Here is a 16,887-nt window from a genome sequence, read left to right as displayed (position 1 = left end):
GTCGCCGCTAACGGATTGTCGAGACACGCCAATGCCCATGTACGATTATCAATGTGCTTCCTGTGGTCATCAGCTGGAAGCCATTCAAAAGATCAGTGCCTCACCGCTGGTTGATTGTCCAGCCTGTCAGGCCCCTGAGCTGAAGAAAATGCTGTCCATGCCAGGCTTTCGCCTTAGTGGCACAGGCTGGTATGAAACAGACTTCAAGACAGGCTCGAAAAAGAATCTGGCCGGCGGCGATAAATCCGACTGAGGTCGAGCGAAAGCAGTCAGAACACAAGCGGGCTCTTGCATGGTTACCAGCACCGACGGTGCGCAAGACCTCCACCGAATTTCGAATTACGAGAAGTGAAACCACTACCATGATGCGCAGCCATTATTGCGGCCAACTGAACGAAAGCCTGGAAGGCCAGGAAATTACCCTTTGCGGATGGGTCCACCGTCGCCGTGACCACGGTGGGGTGATTTTCCTCGATATCCGTGATCGTGATGGTCTGGCCCAGGTGGTGTTTGACCCGGATCGCGCCGAGACTTTCGCTGCTGCCGACCGTGTGCGCAGTGAGTATGTAGTCAAGGTCACCGGTAAGGTGCGCCTGCGTCCGGCCGGTGCTGGCAACGCCAACATGGCGTCGGGCATGATCGAAGTGCTGGGTTACGAGCTTGAAGTGCTGAACGAAGCGGAAACCCCGCCGTTCCCGCTCAACGAGTTCTCCGACGTTGGTGAAGAAACCCGTCTGCGCTATCGCTTTATCGACCTGCGTCGTCCGGAAATGCTCGAGAAGCTGCGTCTGCGTTCGCGCATGACCACCAGCATTCGTCGTTTCCTGGACGAAAACGGTTTCCTGGACGTTGAAACACCAATCCTGACCCGTGCCACGCCAGAAGGCGCACGGGACTATCTGGTGCCAAGCCGTACCCATGCCGGTTCTTTCTTTGCCTTGCCGCAATCGCCACAGCTGTTCAAGCAGTTGTTGATGGTTGCCGGTTTTGACCGTTACTACCAGATCGCCAAGTGCTTCCGTGACGAAGACCTGCGTGCCGACCGTCAGCCTGAGTTCACTCAGATCGACATCGAAACCAGCTTCATGAACGAAGCCGAGATCATGGGCCTGACTGAAGAGATGATCCGCAACCTGTTCAAGGAAGTGCTGGGTCTGGAATTCGGTGAGTTCCCGCACATGACCTGGGAAGAGGCCATGCGCCGTTTCGGTTCCGACAAGCCTGACCTGCGTAACCCGCTGGAACTGGTTGATGTTGCCGATCAGCTCAAGGATGTGGAATTCAAGGTGTTCAGCGGTCCGGCCAACGATCCTAAGTGCCGTATCGCTGCCCTGCGCGTTCCCGGCGGCGCGAGCATGCCGCGCAAGCAGATCGACGATTACACCAAGTTTGTCGGCATCTACGGTGCCCGCGGCCTGGCGTACATCAAGGTCAACGAACGCGCCAAAGGTGTTGAGGGTCTGCAATCGCCGATCGTCAAGAACATCCCTGAAGCCAACCTCAATGTGATCCTGGATCGCGTTGGTGCGGTTGATGGCGACATCGTGTTCTTTGGTGCCGACAAGGCCAAGATCGTTAGCGAAGCCTTGGGCGCTCTGCGTATCAAGGTTGGTAACGATCTGAACCTGCTGACGTGCGAGTGGGCACCGATGTGGGTTGTTGACTTCCCTATGTTCGAAGAGAACGCAGACGGCAGCTTCAGCGCCTTGCATCACCCGTTCACGGCACCCAAGTGTTCGCCGCAAGAGCTCGAGGCCAACCCGGCTACCGCGCTGTCCCGTGCCTACGACATGGTGCTCAACGGTACTGAGTTGGGTGGCGGTTCGATCCGTATCCACCGCAAGGAAATGCAACAAGCGGTCTTCCGCCTGTTGGGTATCAACGAAGCTGAACAGGAAGAGAAATTTGGCTTCCTGCTGGACGCACTGAAATACGGCGCACCACCCCACGGTGGTTTGGCGTTCGGTCTAGACCGTCTGGTGATGCTGATGACCGGTGCCCAGTCGATTCGTGAAGTGATTGCCTTCCCGAAAACCCAGAGTGCTGCCTGCGTCATGACTCAGGCCCCGGGTGTGGTTGATAACAAAGCGCTGAGCGAGTTGCACATTCGTTTGCGCGAACAGCCTAAGGCTGAGTAAAGCGGTCCCTCAAAGGCGCATCTCCGGATGCGCCTTTGTCATTTGGGGCAAGAATTTTTATTGTCGGGTCACGTCACAGGCGAGGCCGGGCAAGGTTTTATAAAGGGATTCGGAGTACGTTATGGCAGGTCATTCTAAGTGGGCGAACATCAAGCACCGCAAAGAGCGTCAGGATGCCAAAAAAGGCAAGATTTTCACCAAGTGGATACGTGAGCTGACCGTTGCTGCCCGTCAAGGCGGTGCTGAGCCGGGTTCTAACCCGCGTCTGCGTCTGGCGCTGGACAAGGCCCTTGGTGCGAACATGAGCCGTGACATCATCGATCGTGCGGTCGCCCGGGGTGCTGGCGCGGCTGATACCGACGATATGGTCGAGTTGAGCTACGAAGGTTACGGCCCTGGCGGTGTTGCTGTGATGGTTGAGTGCATGACCGATAATCGCAACCGCACCGCAGCGGCTGTACGTCATGCGTTCAGCAAGTGCGGCGGTAACCTGGGGACTGACGGTTCTGTGGCGTATCTGTTCGAGCGCAAGGGTCAGATATCCTATGCTGCCGGCGTTGATGAAGATGCCTTGATCGAAGCTGCAATGGAGGCTGACGCCGACGATGTGGTGACCAATGAAGACGGCTCCATTGACGTGTTTACTTCGTTCTCCAGCTTTTATGCGGTTCGCAATGCACTGGAGGCAGCAGGGTTTGCTCCGGCTGATGCCGAAATCGTCATGCTGCCAACCACCAGCGCCGAACTGGATCTGGAAGGTGCGGAAAAGGTGCTCAAGCTGATCGATATGCTTGAAGACCTGGATGACGTACAGAACGTATATTCCAACGCTGAAATCCCTGACGCCGTCCTGGAGCAGCTAGCCTGACATACAGGTTGCGTCAATCAAGAGGCCGGAGGTGCTCCGTCGCGATTATCGCGGCGCTGTGCACCTCCGGCTTCTGCCTTTAAGCTGTCCGGGTAAATGCCGGTGGGCGTCACTTCATAAGCTGTAGGCGTTATGACTCTTATTCTTGGTATCGATCCTGGTTCGCGAATCACCGGTTATGGCGTAGTGCGGGACACTGGGCGTGGCTGTGTGTATGTAGCATCTGGGTGTATTCGCACGGGTAGCGGCGAACTGCATGAGCGGTTGCAGATTGTTTATCGCGGGGTGCGTGAGGTTATTCAGACGTACGGTCCTGTCACCATGGGCATCGAAAAAGTCTTTATGGCGCGCAATGCCGACTCGGCGCTCAAGCTCGGGCAGGCCAGAGGTGCAGCGATTGTGGCCGGGGCCGAAGAAAACCTGGAGATCGCCGAATATTCGGCAACTCAGGTGAAACAGGCCGTGGCAGGCACTGGTGGTGCCAACAAGGAGCAAGTGATGATGATGGTCATGCACCTGCTCAAGCTGACCTCCAAGCCGCAAATTGATGCGTCGGATGCCTTGGCGATTGCCTTGTGCCATGCGCACACGCGCTCCAGCCTGTTGCCGCATGGTTTGGGTGCTGCGCGTAGTCGTGGCGGGCGTTTGCGGCTCTGAGACGCGCTTTTTATCTGTAATTAAGCTTGCTGGCAGGGCTTCATCTGTAATGATGCGGTTCTGTCGTTCTACTTGTCAGCCATTGATCTGGCCAGAGAAAAGGATCTGAAACGTGATTGGACGCTTGCGCGGCACTCTGGCTGAAAAACAGCCGCCGCACCTGATTCTTGATGTAAACGGCCTGGGCTATGAGCTGGAAGTGCCGATGACTACGCTTTATCGGTTGCCGTCTATCGGCGAGCCGCTGACCTTGCATACCCACTTGGTGGTTCGCGAGGACGCGCAGTTGCTCTATGGTTTCATTGGCAAGCGCGAGCGCGACTTCTTCCGTGAGCTGATCCGGCTCAATGGTGTTGGTCCCAAGCTGGCCCTGGCATTGATGTCCAGCCTGGAGGTTGATGAACTTGTTCGCTGTGTGCAGGCGCAGGACACCTCGGCCTTGACCAAGGTGCCGGGGGTGGGCAAAAAGACCGCCGAGCGCTTGCTGGTTGAGCTGAAAGACCGCTTCAAGGCGTGGGAGCAAGTACCAAGCATGTTCGCCCTGGTGCCTAATCAGCCTGATGCGCCGGTGCAAGTGGCCAGCGCAGAAAGTGATGCAGTCAGTGCCTTGATCTCCTTGGGTTATAAGCCTCAAGAGGCGAGCAAGGCGGTTTCCGCTATCAAGGATAAAACGTTGAGCAGTGAAGATATGATTCGCCGCGCCCTGAAGGGAATGATTTAAGTGATTGAAGCTGATCGTCTGATAACCGCCTCAAGCGGGCGAGATCGAGAAGAAGTTCAGGATCGAGCGATTCGCCCTTTGAGTCTGGCTGACTATATAGGCCAGCCAACCGTGCGTGAGCAGATGGAGTTGTTTATCCAGGCCGCACGCGGGCGCTCGGAGTCGTTGGATCACACGCTGATTTTTGGTCCGCCCGGGCTTGGTAAAACCACGCTGGCCCATATCATTGCCCAGGAAATGGGGGTGTCGATCAAAAGCACCTCGGGCCCCGTATTGGAGCGTCCGGGGGATCTGGCCGCCTTGCTGACCAATCTTGAGCCGCACGATGTGCTGTTTATTGATGAAATCCATCGTTTGTCGCCCATTGTCGAAGAAGTGTTGTACCCGGCAATGGAGGACTTTCAGCTCGACATCATGATTGGTGAAGGGCCAGCTGCGCGCTCCATCAAGCTCGACTTGCCGCCATTCACTCTGGTGGGGGCGACGACCCGTGCCGGGATGCTGACCAACCCGCTGCGCGATCGTTTCGGGATTGTGCAACGCCTGGAGTTCTACAGCACCGACGATCTGGCGACGATTGTCAGCCGCTCGGCCGGTATCTTCGGCTTGCCGCTTGATCCTGAGGGTGCTTACGAGATTGCTCGTCGGGCTCGCGGCACACCGCGCATAGCCAACCGTCTGTTGCGCCGCGTACGGGATTTTGCCGAAGTGCGGGCCCAGGGTCATATCACCAAGCCGGTGGCTGACCTGGCGTTGAATCTACTGGATGTCGATGAACATGGTTTTGATCATCAAGACCGGCGCTTGCTGTTGACCATGATCGAGAAGTTCGATGGTGGGCCGGTGGGTGTAGACAGCTTGGCCGCGGCAATCAGTGAAGAGCGTCATACGATCGAAGATGTACTGGAGCCCTATCTGATCCAGCAGGGTTACATCATGCGCACCCCGCGTGGTCGTGTTGTGACTCGCCATGCGTATCTACACTTCGGTTTGAACATTCCGTCGCGTTTGGGTGAGATGCCTGTAGTAGACGAATTTCTGAATGCCCTGGACGATTAATAAGCCGTTTGCGGCCGATTTTTTTAAGGTTTTTGCTGTCTCAAGGACTGGCGCTGAAAATCTTGGGTCATAAAGCCCAAGAAGCGCAAAAAACAGTGGCTTGGCGGATTGGCAACCTGAGGAGTAAGCACTAGAGTATGCGCGCGCAAAACAGGCTTGAGCCGTTCGTACATCGCTGTCGCGTTTATTACGAGGACACCGATGCGGGTGGCGTCGTGTATTACGTAAATTATCTAAAGTTTATGGAGCGGGCTCGAACCGAAAGGCTACGGGAGATGGGCTTTGCCCAATCCGAGCTGGTGGGTGAGAACCTGTTATTTGTCGTGCATTCCAGCGAGGCGCGTTACCACGCACCGGCGCGACTGGACGATGAACTGTTGGTAAGTGCGCAAGTAATAGAACTGAACCGTGCCAGCCTGCGTTTCAAGCAGCAGGTTTGGCGGGCTGCAGATGCAACGCTGCTCTGTGAAGGGCATTTTTTGGTGGCCTGTGTGCGCGCCGATAGTTTCAAACCCCGAGCCATTCCCGAAGCTTTACGTACGGCCTTTGCCGACGTGAGCGGCGCGGGTAAACATTTAGAGCAGGAGATAAAGCGTGGAAGCTAACGTCGTCGACCATTCCTCCATGTGGAGCTTGGTCAGCAATGCCAGCATTGTTGTGCAGTTGGTAATGTTGATCCTGCTGGCCGCATCGGTTACCTCGTGGGTCATGATTTTTCAGCGCAGCACCATGCTGCGCGCCGGTCGACGTGCCCTGGAAAGCTTTGAAGAGCGTTTCTGGTCGGGTATCGACCTGTCGAAGCTGTATCGTCAGGCGGGTAGCAATCCGGACCCGGACTCCGGCGTTGAACAAATCTTCCGTGCCGGTTTCAAAGAGTTCTCGCGTCTGCGTCAGCAGCCGGGCGTCGATCCTGAAGCGGTAATGGAAGGTGTTGCACGTGCCATGCGCGTAGCCATCTCCCGTGAAGAAGAAAAGCTTGAACAAAGCTTGCCGTTCCTTGCCACTGTGGGTTCTGTGAGCCCGTATATCGGTCTGTTTGGTACGGTATGGGGCATCATGAACTCCTTCCGTGGCTTGGCAACTGCTCAGCAGGCAACGCTTGCGACAGTGGCGCCAGGTATTGCCGAGGCGTTGGTTGCAACGGCCATTGGCTTGTTTGCTGCTATCCCTGCGGTAATTGCCTACAACCGTTTTGCTGCGCGTAGCGAAACCTTGATCAGCCGCTACTACACCTTCGCCGATGAATTCCAGGCGATCCTGCACCGCAAAGTGCACACCAGCGAAGAATAAGCAGGTAATTTCCAATGGCTTTAATCGCTCGAGCTCGCAAAAAGCGCAAGCCGGTTGCCGAGATGAACGTAGTGCCCTACATCGATGTGATGTTGGTGCTGCTGGTCATCTTCATGGTGACCGCTCCGATGCTCAACCAGGGTGTGAAGGTTGATTTGCCCAAGGTCTCCAGCGAGGCCTTGCCGCAAGACAACAACACTCAGGTTCTGACTATTTCGATCAAGGCTGACAAGACCTACTTCTGGAACCTTGGCAGTGAAGTTGATACCGACAAGCAGATGGACAAGGCAATGACCTTGCCTCAGATGACTGACGCGGTGACTAAAATCATTCGCGCAGGCAATGAGGGCGGCAAACACACCCAGGTCTTTATTCGCGGTGACAAAACCGTGGATTACGGTGCGGTAATGGGTGCTATGGGTGGCCTACAGAAGGCCGGGGTCGGTAACGTTGGCTTGATAACCGAGGCTCCCTGATGCGCGAACAGCGGGAGCCGTCCGCCTCTGAAAACTTTTTTTGGCCTACAGTTTGGGCGGTAGGGCTGCACGTTTTGATTTTTGGCATGCTGTTCGCCAGCTTTGCCATGACTCCGGACCTGCCGCCTTCTAAGCCGATTGTTCAGGCGACCTTGTATCAGCTGAAGTCAAAAAGTCAGGCAACCACCCAAACCAATCAAAAGATTGCGGGTGAGGCGAAGAAATCCGCCGCTCGTCAGACCGAAGTCGAGCAGATGGAACAAAAGAAGGTTGAGCAGGAAGCTGTAAAAGCCGCGGAACAAAAGAAGGAAGAGGCTGCCGAAAAGGCTGCAGAAGCCAAGAAGGCTGACGAAGCCAAGGCGAGCGAGGCCAAAAAGGCAGACGAGGCGAGGAAGTCTGATGACGCCAAGAAAGCCGAGGATGCCAAAAAGGCTACAGACGCTAAAAAAGCCGAAGAGAAAAAACTGGCAGACATAGCCAAGAAAAAATCCGAGGAAGAGGCCAAGAAGGCTGCGGAAGAAGAGGCCAAGAAAAAGGCCGCAGAAGACGCCAAGAAAAAAGCGGCTGAAGATGCGAAGAAAAAAGCAGCTGAAGACGCCAAGAAGAAGGCCGTAGCAGACGAGGCAAAGAAGAAAACTGCCGAAGATGCGAAGAAAAAGGCCGCGGCCGATGCAGCCAAGAAAAAGGCTGTAGAAGCAGCACGTAAATCGACCGAAGAGAAAAAGGCGCAAGCCTTGGCTGATTTGCTTTCCGATACGCCGCAACGCCAGCAAGCCTTGGCGGATGAGCAAGGTGATGAGGTCGCCGGTAGTTTTGATGACCTGATTCGTGCTCGTGCAGCAGAAGGGTGGGCTCGTCCGCCGTCGGCGCGCAAAAATATGACAGTGGTGCTGCAAATTGGCATGTTGCCAGATGGCACGGTAACGTCTGTGACGGTTGCCAAGTCCAGTGGTGATGGACCGTTCGATAGCTCGGCTGTGGCAGCGGTCAAAAATATTGGCCGTTTAACGGAAATGCAGGGTATGAAGCCCAGCGATTTTAATCCTTATCGATCATTCAAGATGACATTCACACCTGAGGATCTAGCCTTGTGATTAAACTTTTTCGAGGACTGCTGGTCGTCGTCTGCTGCCTGGCAGGGATGGCTGTAGCAGATGAAAAGAACATTCTGGTCACCAGTGGCAGCGACCGGGCGACACCCATTGCAGTAGTACCTTTCGGCTGGCAGGGCGGCACTGTGCTGCCGGATGACATGGCTGAAATCATTGGTAATGACCTGCGTAACTCGGGTTACTACGCGCCGATTCCAAAGCAGAACATGATTGGCTTGCCGACTCAGGCCAGCGAAGTCATTTTCCGTGACTGGAAAGCCTTGGGTGCCCAGTACGTGATGGTTGGTAATATCGTGCCCGCAGGTGGTCGCCTGCAGGTGCAATATGCCCTGTTCAACGTTGCAACCGAGCAGCCAGTGTTGACCGGCAGCGTGTCGGGTACTGCTGAGCAGTTGCGGGATATGGCGCACTACATCTCCGATCAGTCGTTTGAAAAACTGACCGGTATTAAAGGTGCATTCTCAACCCGTCTGCTTTATGTAACGGCTGAGCGTGCCAGTGCAACCAATACCCGTTACACCTTGCAGCGCTCGGATTACGATGGTGCTCGCGCCGTTACCCTGCTGCAGTCGCGTGAGCCGATCCTGTCGCCGCGTTTTGCACCAGATGGCAAGCGCATCGCTTATGTGTCGTTCGAGCAGAAACGCCCACGTATCTTTATGCAGAACATTGATACCGGTCGTCGTGAGCAGATCACCAATTTTGAAGGCCTGAACGGCGCTCCAGCATGGTCGCCGGATGGCTCCAAGCTGGCGTTCGTATTGTCCAAAGACGGCAATGCCGAGATCTATGTAATGGATCTGGCTTCTCGTGGGTTGACTCGCGTCACCAATAACCCGGCAATTGATACCGAACCGTTCTGGGGCAAGGATGGTTCAACCATCTACTTCACCTCTGACCGTGGCGGCAAACCGCAGATTTACAAGACCGCAGTTGGTAGCGGTAACGCAGAGCGCGTGACATTTATCGGGAACTACAACGCCAGTCCGAAGCTTTCGGCTGACGAAAAGACCCTGGTAATGATCCATCGTCAGGACGGTTTCACCAATTTCCGTGTTGCGGCGCAAGATATACAGCGTGGAACCGTGAAAATCCTCACAGATACCAACCTTGATGAGTCTGCTACTGTCGCACCCAACGGCACCATGGTAATCTACGCCACCCGCCAGCAGGGCCGGGGAGTCTTGATGCTCGTGTCTATTAATGGACGCGTAAGGCTCCCTCTTCCTACCGCTCAAGGCGAAGTCAGAGAACCTTCCTGGTCCCCTTACCTGAACTGACGTGGTGATAGCTGTACGTTGCACATAACACTTGGGGTTCATTAGGAGTTTTACGATGGAAATGCTGAAGTTTGGTAAATTCGCTGCGCTGGCACTGGCCATGGCTGTAGCTGTAGGTTGCTCGTCCAAAGGCGGCGACAATGCCGGTGAAGGCGCTGCTGTTGATCCAAACGCTGGTTACGGCGCAAACACTGGCGCTGTTGATGGCTCCCTGAGCGAAGAAGCTGCTCTGCGCGCTATCACTGTTTTCTACTTCGAATACGATTCTTCGGACCTGAAACCAGAAGCAATGCGCGCTCTGGACGTTCACGCTAAAGACCTGAAAGCTAACGGCGCTCGCGTTGTTCTGGAAGGTAACACTGACGCCCGTGGTACTCGTGAGTACAACATGGCACTGGGCGAGCGTCGTGCGAAAGCCGTTCAACGCTACCTGGTACTGCAAGGTGTTTCTCCAGCACAGCTGGAGCTGGTGTCCTACGGTAAAGAGCGTCCAATCGCTACTGGCAACGACGAACAGTCGTGGGCTCAAAACCGTCGCGTCGAACTGCGTAAGTAATTCGTCATGCGAACGTGCCGCCGTGCTGTAACTATTCTGACTCTCAGCCTCATGCCGCTAGCGGCATGGGCTGCGGTTCCTGTGGTCGATGACAACTCTGGCTATAACAATAGCGGGGGGAGTTATCCATCACCGGGTTATGGTGCGAGCGGCGCCTATGCCGGGGGAGGGGTTTCGGCCCCTGTCTCGGCACAGGGCGAGCTGTTCAACCAGCTGCAACAAATGCAGGAACAGATTGCACGCCAACAGGGTGTGATCGAAGTTCTGCAAAATGATATATCTCGCATGAAACAAGAAAGCCTGGAGCGATACCAGGAACTTGATCGGCGTATTGGTTCTGGCATTGCTCCTGCTGCCGCTCCTGATAATTCCTCTACTGGTGGTAATGCCGCCGGTAATACAGCAGCGCCTGCACCTCAGGTTGCTGCCAGTTCGGAACCTGGTGATCCGGCGAAAGAAAAGCTCTATTACGATGCTGCTTTCGACCTGATCAAAGCCAAGGATTTCGACAAGGCCAGCCAGGCATTTACAGCCTTTCTGCGCAAATATCCAAACAGCCAATATGCGGGCAATGCCCAATACTGGTTGGGTGAAGTGAATCTCGCCAAAGGTGATCTGCAAGCCGCTGGCCAGGCATTTGCCAAGGTCAGTCAGCTGTATCCCAAGCATGCGAAAGTACCTGATTCACTGTACAAACTTGCTGATGTAGAGCGCCGCCTGGGTCATACCGACAAGGTCAAAGGCATCTTGCAGCAGGTTGTAGCTCAGTATCCGGGTACTTCGGCTGCTCAGCTGGCTCAGCGCGATTTGCAGCGCATGTAAGCAATAACCGGCTTTGATCGAGAAACCCGCGCCTGTCGCGGGTTTTTTCGTTAGAATCCACGCCCTTTTATGAAATACGCTCTTTTGAATCCTGCGTAAGCAGATTCTCTGGGGTGCCTGACGGAGGCGGACAGCCTGTTTAGCTGTTACGCCCGTGGCGACTATGCAAGACACATTGAGAATTACCGAAGTTTTTTACTCGTTGCAGGGTGAAACGCGAACGGCTGGGCTGCCCACCGTTTTTGTACGCCTGACCGGATGCCCTTTGCGCTGCGGTTACTGTGACAGCGCTTACGCCTTCAGCGGCGGGACTGTGCGCCCCCTTGACGACATCCTCCAGCAAGTTGCCGGCTTTCGCCCGCGTTACGTGTGCGTGACCGGTGGCGAACCACTGGCCCAGCCCAATGTCATTCCTCTGCTCAAGCAGCTCTGCGATGCGGGCTACGAAGTCTCGATCGAGACCAGTGGTGCTCTTGATATCTCGGCGGTCGATCCGCGTGTCAGTCGTGTTCTTGACTTGAAAACGCCGGGCTCAAAAGAGTCCCATCGCAACCTTTACGAAAACATCGCGTTGCTGACACCCAATGATCAGGTCAAGTTTGTGATCTGCTCTCGGGAAGACTACGACTGGGCTGTGTCCAAGTTGATCGAGTATGGTTTGGAGCGGCGGGCGGGCGAAGTGCTGTTTTCGCCGAGCCACCATGATTTGCCAGCCCGCGATCTGGCGGACTGGATCGTGGCGGATAACTTGCCAGTACGCTTGCAGATGCAACTGCACAAATATCTATGGAATGACGAGCCGGGGCGCTGAAATGACCGAACAAACTGTTGTCACCGAAAAAAGAGCCGTGATCTTGCTGTCTGGCGGCCTCGACTCAGCAACCGTGGTGGCTATGGCCCGTGCTGAAGGCTATAGCTGCTACACCATGAGTTTTGATTACGGCCAGCGTCACCGCGCTGAGCTGGACGCAGCTGCACGTGTTGCGCGGGACTTGGGCGCGGTTGAGCATAAAGTGATTGGCCTAAACCTGGACGGTATTGGCGGCTCAGCCCTGACTGACAGCTCGATAGACGTACCAGAAGCTCCGAGTGAGGGCATCCCGGTCACCTACGTGCCAGCGCGCAATACTGTGTTCCTGTCTCTGGCCCTGGGTTGGGCTGAAGTGCTGCAAGCGCGAGATATCTTTATTGGCGTCAACGCAGTGGATTACTCGGGTTACCCGGATTGCCGCCCGGAGTTTGTTGAAGCGTTTGAAGTCATGGCCAACCTGGCGACCAAGGCCGGGGTAGAGGGGCAGGGTTTTAGTATCAAGGCGCCTCTGCAAAACATGAGCAAGGCTCAAATCGTACAAGCCGGCGTGAAGCTGGGTGTGGACTACGCATTGACCGTTTCTTGCTACCAGGCAGACGCCCAGGGTCGTGCGTGTGGCAAGTGCGATAGCTGCCGCCTGCGCGCAGAAGGCTTTGCAGCCGCCGGAATTACTGACCCAACCCGGTATTTTTGAATTATTTCGAATTTATTTCTAACAAGGTGTTGAATTCTCGTTAGAAATCAGTATTATACGTCCCACAACGAAGCGGGTCGTTAGCTCAGTTGGTAGAGCAGTTGGCTTTTAACCAATTGGTCGTAGGTTCGAATCCCACACGACCCACCATATAGCAACACCAAAACAGCCGGTCTAATCCTCAGGATTAACCGGCTTTTTTGTGCCTGCAATTTGGCGAGGAGGGATGGCTGGCTGGCAGTCCCAATCGTGGCATTCATCCTCTCTCGGCTTATCATCAATTCCAACAGCGTCGATGCGTCTGATCTCTCATCAATCGATTGCAGTGATGGCAAGCTCAAGTCCTGAATCGCCTCACTCAATTAACACTCGGCTGAAAAACACCTGTTGAAGTTCAAAATGAGTATTTAAAATTTGTCCAGCAATCCGGTGTTGCGACGATCGGTTGAGTTCGCCCAAAGCGGCAGCCGCCACTTTCAGCAGCGTCTTTGGCGGTACCGCATACGCCAGAGCATTAGTCGCCGAGGCAATTGTGATGATAATTCGCCGATGGTGCGCGTATTCCGGGACTTGAAAACGGAGTGGATATCCTAAGTAGGCCATATGTCGGCTGTGCAGCTCAGCGAGATATCAGCCATTGTTTAATTCACCGCTACAACTGGATACGGGCTTATCCATTCAATGGGGGGGGGCTAATGCCCGCTCAGACCGAGAAAAAACCAAACGCCGCCTCCGTATTGGCCACTACAGAAGGGAGCTGTTCTCCGGCGTGGTAGCGCCGACTGGTTCGATTGCGGGTGACGTCGTCACATTGCAAGACAAACAGGAAGCGTCAGATAGAGACTTTTCCGTTGTTGACGATGACGTTTCGTGGATTGATATTCAGCAGTGAAGGTTGAAAATGCAGAAAAAAGGTGGAAGGGGGGCTGCTGCTTTCACCATGAGTGGCAAACTTGATTATCTTTTACATGGCCTTGGTAGTGGCTAGGGCTTATTAATCTGAGTACCAACTTCGGCCGAATGCCTGGAGATGTTCATGAGAGACCACGTTTTGGATGGGATTGCGCTTGGTCACCTGTTAAACATAACGCTGACAGATGGGGCTATCCGTAATGGCTATATAGCGTCTCCGGATTTAGCCACTTTGTTTCCTTCAGAATTTATTGCTGAGGGAGATCGCGAGCCGCAAGAGCATTTTAAACTGACGCTGCCCGCGGGTAATACTTATGAAACGTGGATCATCAAAAAATTTGGGCGTATCAGAGCTCGATTTGGCGCGGCCTTTTCTGCGCTAAAACTCAAGGGAGGAGATCGCGCCATTTTGAGTAAGGTTTCTGACGGTCATTATCAAATAACGTTTGAAAAACTGGCAGATACACAGCCATCTTTACCACTTGGCGATCTCCGTCCTGGCCTGGAAACGACTATGCATCCGATCCCCCTTAATCAAATTTTTTTTGGTCCGCCTGGAACAGGAAAAACCTATAAGACCATTGAAAGCGCGCTGGAAATTCTCGATGGTGACTTTTTATATGATGGAAATAATAGCCGTGCGGCGTTAAAAGAACGCTTTGATGCCTTTGTCCAAAAAAAGCAGGTTCGCTTTGTTACGTTCCATCAGAGCTTTAGCTATGAGGACTTTGTAGAAGGAATCCGTGCAGACACTGTGGATATTGATATTGAACAACCTGCATCAGGCGTTCAATACCGGGTTGAGAAGGGTATTTTTGCCCAAATGTGTGAGGATGCACGCCGCGACAAAGTCTATGAGCAACGAGTCGGTGTTAGGGAGGGCGCTAAAGTCTGGAAAATTTCTATTGAGGAAGCGAGTAGCTCTGGTGATACCCGTCGCTATTGCTTTGAGCATGGAGAGGCGCGTATTGGTTGGTCTTCCGTGGGTGATATCCGCTCAGCTGATTTGAAGAGCCCAGATTTGAATTTGGGTTCAAATGAACAAAGCTCCTTGACTGACTTTGGGCTGAACATTTTGCCTGGGGATGTCTTGGTTTGCTTGGGGACGCGGACACAGATCAGTGCAGTTGGAGTTGTGACCGGTGAGTACGAGTACGAGCCCAATGTCCCTGTAGGAGTACGCAACGATTATGTTCAGAAATTACCTGTACGCTGGTTAGCGACGGGTTTGAAATTCGACATTACCGCCATTAACAGAGGTGTTGGACTTACGCTGAAAACGGTCTACCCCTTGTGGCGCATCACATGGCCTGCGTTGCAGGAAGCTCTTCATGAGGGGGGGGTCGTTTTGGCTGAAGAGGCAGCAACTCAACCCGACGCGCTTGAGCCTTTTGTCTTGATCATCGACGAAATCAACCGTGGGAATGTTTCGCGAATTTTTGGTGAGTTGATTACGTTAATAGAACCATCAAAACGTGCTGGAGCGGATGAGGCACTGGAAGTCTTACTACCTTATTCAAAAGAGCGCTTTAGCGTGCCTGAGAACCTGTATTTAATTGGAACCATGAATACGGCTGATCGCTCACTGGCAGGTTTGGATATCGCTTTGCGCCGACGATTTACGTTCAGGGAGATGCCTCCGCGCCCGGATTTGCTGGACGATATTAGTGTTCGAGGCATCAATATTGGTGAGTTGCTCAGATCTATGAACGATCGTATTGAGGTGCTGCTCGATCGCGATCATCGCCTTGGCCATGCGTACTTTATGCCTTTGTCCAAGGACGAACTGACTCAAGATGAGCGGATGCATCTGCTGGAGCAAATCTTCCGCAATCAGGTTTTACCGTTGTTGCAAGAGTATTTCTTTGAAGACTGGCAGCGCATTCACTGGGTCTTGAATGACCATCGTAAAGCAGTTGCGGATCGGTTCACCGGTCAGAGTTCGCGTGATATGCAAGCATTGTTTGGCGATAGCGTGAATGTGCCGGCATATACTCGACCGTGGCAGATAAACAGCGCGGCGTTTACTCGTGTGGGGGCTTATAGCGGTGTGATTTCAGTTTCTAATACTGCTCTTATCGAAACCTCTCTCTCTGAGTTCGTGTCCGCGTGAATCGTTTGGTCACAGTCAGAGAGTATGCGCGGCTAACCACAGATTCTGTGCTTTGTGATCTGGATAATGCACAGGTCTCTGAGAGCGCTTTCGATTGGTTGTGTAAGCTCAGCGAGTCGTTCAATAAATCGGGCGCAGTACTGCTGCATGTGGAGGGACGGCGCTCTCTTCGATGGGATAGCTATGTTGGGCTGATTGAAACGCCATGCGGTACAAAGCTGGAAATTCTCCCCAAGCACATTGAAGCTGGTGATTGTCGAAAGACCAGTAGGGCATTACTGCGCAAGATGATTCAAGCTGCTTTGCGGATCAAACCACGTGAGGCCGGTATTACGGCATTGCAGCTATACGACGCTCCGTTGACAGAATGGGTGATGGCTCAGTTTTTGTCCGAGCTGGATTATTTGATCAAACGAGGAGTGCGCTTTGATTTTCACCGGATCGAAGATGAGCAGCGTTTTTTGCGAGGTCAGCTCAATACTGTGGCTCAGATGCGTCAACCACTTGGTCGTCAGCAATATTTTCAGCTCCGGCATGATGCATTTCTTCCTGATCGTGCGGAAAACCGTTTGTTGAAGTTAGCTTTGGAGCAAGTATGCCGCTCGACTCAAGATGCGGATAACTGGCGTCTCGCTAATGAACTAAGGAGCCTGTTGCGTGAAATTCCTTGTAGTTATCAAGTGCGTAAGGATTTTCGTGCTTGGCAGACAGATCGGCTTATGGCGCACTATGTGTCAATCAGGCCGTGGTGCGAACTGGTGCTTAATCAACAGATGCCATTGGCGTTGGAGGGAGCTTGGCAGGGAGTGAGTTTGCTGTTCCCGATGGAAAAACTCTTTGAAAACTACGTGGAGGCTTTTTTTAGAAAACGGCTGGAGCATGGAGCAACGTTACGTGCTCCAGCCAGAAGTGAACATCTGTGTCAGCATCAGAACAATCCTTGGTTTCGCTTGGAACCGGATTTTTTGATCCGTTTCCAAGGACGAGAATGGGTTCTTGATGCTAAATGGAAGTGTTTGGACACGAGAACAAGCGAGAACAAATACGGTTTAAACCAGAGTGACTTCTACCAGCTTTTTGCCTATGGCCATAAGTATTTGAATGGAGAAGGAGAACTGGTACTGATTTATCCACGAAGACAGCTTTTTCAGGAAACGCTGCAACCTTTTCATTTTGGAAGCGGGCTCACGCTGTGGGTGGTCCCATTCGACCTTGAAACTGACGAACTGGTAGGTCTGCAGCCGGAAAAATTAGCTGCGTTGCTGGCTAATAAATTTGAGTAACTGTTTTCGCGCTTATGTTGAATGATGGGGGTAAATGAGTTTTAGGTGTCGAACTAGAGGTGCTGATTGAAACCCGAAACCGTGACAAAAACGGC

Annotated in this window: 17 protein-coding genes, 1 tRNA gene and 1 pseudogene; all 19 read left to right on the top strand. The window is 53.6% G+C overall.

Translation table 11 applies throughout. From position 1 onward, the window contains the following. The first annotated feature begins 31 nt into the window (after nt 1-31). The 19 genes and pseudogenes from V6L79_RS20870 (at nt 32) to V6L79_RS20780 (ending at nt 16,792) form a co-directional block, all read left to right on the top strand. Nucleotides 32-253 carry an FmdB family zinc ribbon protein gene (locus tag V6L79_RS20870; protein ID WP_019823263.1) on the top strand — a complete coding sequence of 74 codons (222 nt, stop codon included), beginning with the start codon at nt 32-34 and terminating at the stop codon, nt 251-253. A 109-nt stretch (nt 254-362) separates the two neighbouring features. After that, nucleotides 363-2,138: an aspartate--tRNA ligase gene (gene aspS, locus V6L79_RS20865; protein WP_261739221.1), complete on the top strand. Its 1,776-nt coding sequence runs from the start codon at nt 363-365 to the stop codon at nt 2,136-2,138. A gap of 121 nt (nt 2,139-2,259) precedes the next feature. After that, a complete protein-coding gene (locus V6L79_RS20860) occupies nt 2,260-3,006 on the top strand; it encodes a YebC/PmpR family DNA-binding transcriptional regulator (protein WP_261739220.1) in 747 nt (248 codons plus the stop codon). 132 nt (nt 3,007-3,138) lie between these two features. After that, a complete protein-coding gene (ruvC, locus tag V6L79_RS20855) occupies nt 3,139-3,663 on the top strand; it encodes a crossover junction endodeoxyribonuclease RuvC (protein WP_029611572.1) in 525 nt (174 codons plus the stop codon). Between the two features lie 112 nt (nt 3,664-3,775). Then, on the top strand, nt 3,776-4,384 hold the full coding sequence (ruvA, locus tag V6L79_RS20850; protein WP_019823258.1) for a Holliday junction branch migration protein RuvA: 609 nt from the start codon (nt 3,776-3,778) through the stop codon (nt 4,382-4,384). Beyond that, nucleotides 4,385-5,443: a Holliday junction branch migration DNA helicase RuvB gene (ruvB, locus tag V6L79_RS20845; protein ID WP_261739219.1), complete on the top strand. Its 1,059-nt coding sequence runs from the start codon at nt 4,385-4,387 to the stop codon at nt 5,441-5,443. 137 nt (nt 5,444-5,580) lie between these two features. Continuing rightward, nucleotides 5,581-6,048, top strand: a complete 468-nt coding sequence (ybgC, locus tag V6L79_RS20840) for a tol-pal system-associated acyl-CoA thioesterase (RefSeq protein WP_261739218.1) — start codon at nt 5,581-5,583, stop codon at nt 6,046-6,048. After that, nucleotides 6,038-6,733, top strand: coding sequence for a protein TolQ (gene tolQ / locus V6L79_RS20835; protein ID WP_060694291.1), 696 nt, complete (start codon nt 6,038-6,040; stop codon nt 6,731-6,733). Before ybgC ends, tolQ begins: the two co-directional genes overlap by 11 nt. Nucleotides 6,734-6,756: 23 nt before the next feature. Beyond that, nucleotides 6,757-7,209 (top strand): protein TolR, encoded by a 453-nt coding sequence (gene tolR / locus V6L79_RS20830; RefSeq protein ID WP_162200692.1) that lies wholly within the window; start codon nt 6,757-6,759, stop codon nt 7,207-7,209. Then, nucleotides 7,209-8,303, top strand: a complete 1,095-nt coding sequence (gene tolA, locus V6L79_RS20825; protein WP_338579436.1) for a cell envelope integrity protein TolA — start codon at nt 7,209-7,211, stop codon at nt 8,301-8,303. Before tolR ends, tolA begins: the two co-directional genes overlap by 1 nt. Before the next feature lie 47 nt (nt 8,304-8,350). After that, nucleotides 8,351-9,601 carry a Tol-Pal system beta propeller repeat protein TolB gene (gene tolB, locus V6L79_RS20820; RefSeq protein ID WP_261742473.1) on the top strand — a complete coding sequence of 417 codons (1,251 nt, stop codon included), beginning with the start codon at nt 8,351-8,353 and terminating at the stop codon, nt 9,599-9,601. A gap of 55 nt (nt 9,602-9,656) precedes the next feature. Further along, the gene (gene pal, locus V6L79_RS20815) at nt 9,657-10,157 is read left to right on the top strand and encodes a peptidoglycan-associated lipoprotein Pal (RefSeq protein WP_003441254.1); all 501 of its coding nucleotides are present in this window, start codon (nt 9,657-9,659) and stop codon (nt 10,155-10,157) included. A gap of 6 nt (nt 10,158-10,163) precedes the next feature. Then, nucleotides 10,164-10,979 carry a tol-pal system protein YbgF gene (ybgF, locus tag V6L79_RS20810; protein WP_321838079.1) on the top strand — a complete coding sequence of 272 codons (816 nt, stop codon included), beginning with the start codon at nt 10,164-10,166 and terminating at the stop codon, nt 10,977-10,979. Between the two features lie 163 nt (nt 10,980-11,142). Then, nucleotides 11,143-11,790, top strand: coding sequence for a 7-carboxy-7-deazaguanine synthase QueE (queE, locus tag V6L79_RS20805; protein WP_338579435.1), 648 nt, complete (start codon nt 11,143-11,145; stop codon nt 11,788-11,790). Between the two features lies 1 nt (nt 11,791). Then, the gene (gene queC / locus V6L79_RS20800; RefSeq protein ID WP_261739214.1) at nt 11,792-12,484 is read left to right on the top strand and encodes a 7-cyano-7-deazaguanine synthase QueC; all 693 of its coding nucleotides are present in this window, start codon (nt 11,792-11,794) and stop codon (nt 12,482-12,484) included. Between the two features lie 74 nt (nt 12,485-12,558). Next, a tRNA-Lys gene (locus tag V6L79_RS20795) sits at nt 12,559-12,634 on the top strand. Nucleotides 12,635-12,949: 315 nt separating this feature from the next. Further along, a pseudogene (locus V6L79_RS24790) lies at nt 12,950-13,075 on the top strand (IS3 family transposase); the annotation flags it as partial. A gap of 445 nt (nt 13,076-13,520) precedes the next feature. After that, entirely contained in the window at nt 13,521-15,509 is a 1,989-nt protein-coding gene (locus V6L79_RS20785; protein WP_338579434.1) for an AAA family ATPase, read from the top strand. Beyond that, nucleotides 15,506-16,792, top strand: coding sequence for an McrC family protein (locus tag V6L79_RS20780; protein WP_321834173.1), 1,287 nt, complete (start codon nt 15,506-15,508; stop codon nt 16,790-16,792). The genes V6L79_RS20785 and V6L79_RS20780 overlap by 4 nt, the downstream gene beginning before the upstream one ends. The last annotated feature ends 95 nt before the right edge of the window (nt 16,793-16,887 follow it).

Origin of the sequence: Pseudomonas sp. ML2-2023-6 (assembly GCF_037055265.1) — a bacterium.
Classification (GTDB): Bacteria; Pseudomonadota; Gammaproteobacteria; order Pseudomonadales; family Pseudomonadaceae; genus Aquipseudomonas; species Aquipseudomonas kulmbachensis.
The sequence above is the reverse complement of the archived record's forward strand: the minus strand, read 5'-3'. Positions and strand labels throughout refer to the sequence as shown.

Coding starts and splice junctions, on each gene's coding strand:
- V6L79_RS20870 (WP_019823263.1), top strand. CDS start 32: ATGCCCATGTACGATTATCAATGTGCTTCCTGTGGTCATCAGCTGGAA.
- aspS (WP_261739221.1), top strand. CDS start 363: ATGATGCGCAGCCATTATTGCGGCCAACTGAACGAAAGCCTGGAAGGC.
- V6L79_RS20860 (WP_261739220.1), top strand. CDS start 2,260: ATGGCAGGTCATTCTAAGTGGGCGAACATCAAGCACCGCAAAGAGCGT.
- ruvC (WP_029611572.1), top strand. CDS start 3,139: ATGACTCTTATTCTTGGTATCGATCCTGGTTCGCGAATCACCGGTTAT.
- ybgC (WP_261739218.1), top strand. CDS start 5,581: ATGCGCGCGCAAAACAGGCTTGAGCCGTTCGTACATCGCTGTCGCGTT.
- tolA (WP_338579436.1), top strand. CDS start 7,209: ATGCGCGAACAGCGGGAGCCGTCCGCCTCTGAAAACTTTTTTTGGCCT.
- tolB (WP_261742473.1), top strand. CDS start 8,351: ATGGCTGTAGCAGATGAAAAGAACATTCTGGTCACCAGTGGCAGCGAC.
- pal (WP_003441254.1), top strand. CDS start 9,657: ATGGAAATGCTGAAGTTTGGTAAATTCGCTGCGCTGGCACTGGCCATG.
- ybgF (WP_321838079.1), top strand. CDS start 10,164: ATGCGAACGTGCCGCCGTGCTGTAACTATTCTGACTCTCAGCCTCATG.
- queE (WP_338579435.1), top strand. CDS start 11,143: ATGCAAGACACATTGAGAATTACCGAAGTTTTTTACTCGTTGCAGGGT.
- queC (WP_261739214.1), top strand. CDS start 11,792: ATGACCGAACAAACTGTTGTCACCGAAAAAAGAGCCGTGATCTTGCTG.
- V6L79_RS20785 (WP_338579434.1), top strand. CDS start 13,521: ATGAGAGACCACGTTTTGGATGGGATTGCGCTTGGTCACCTGTTAAAC.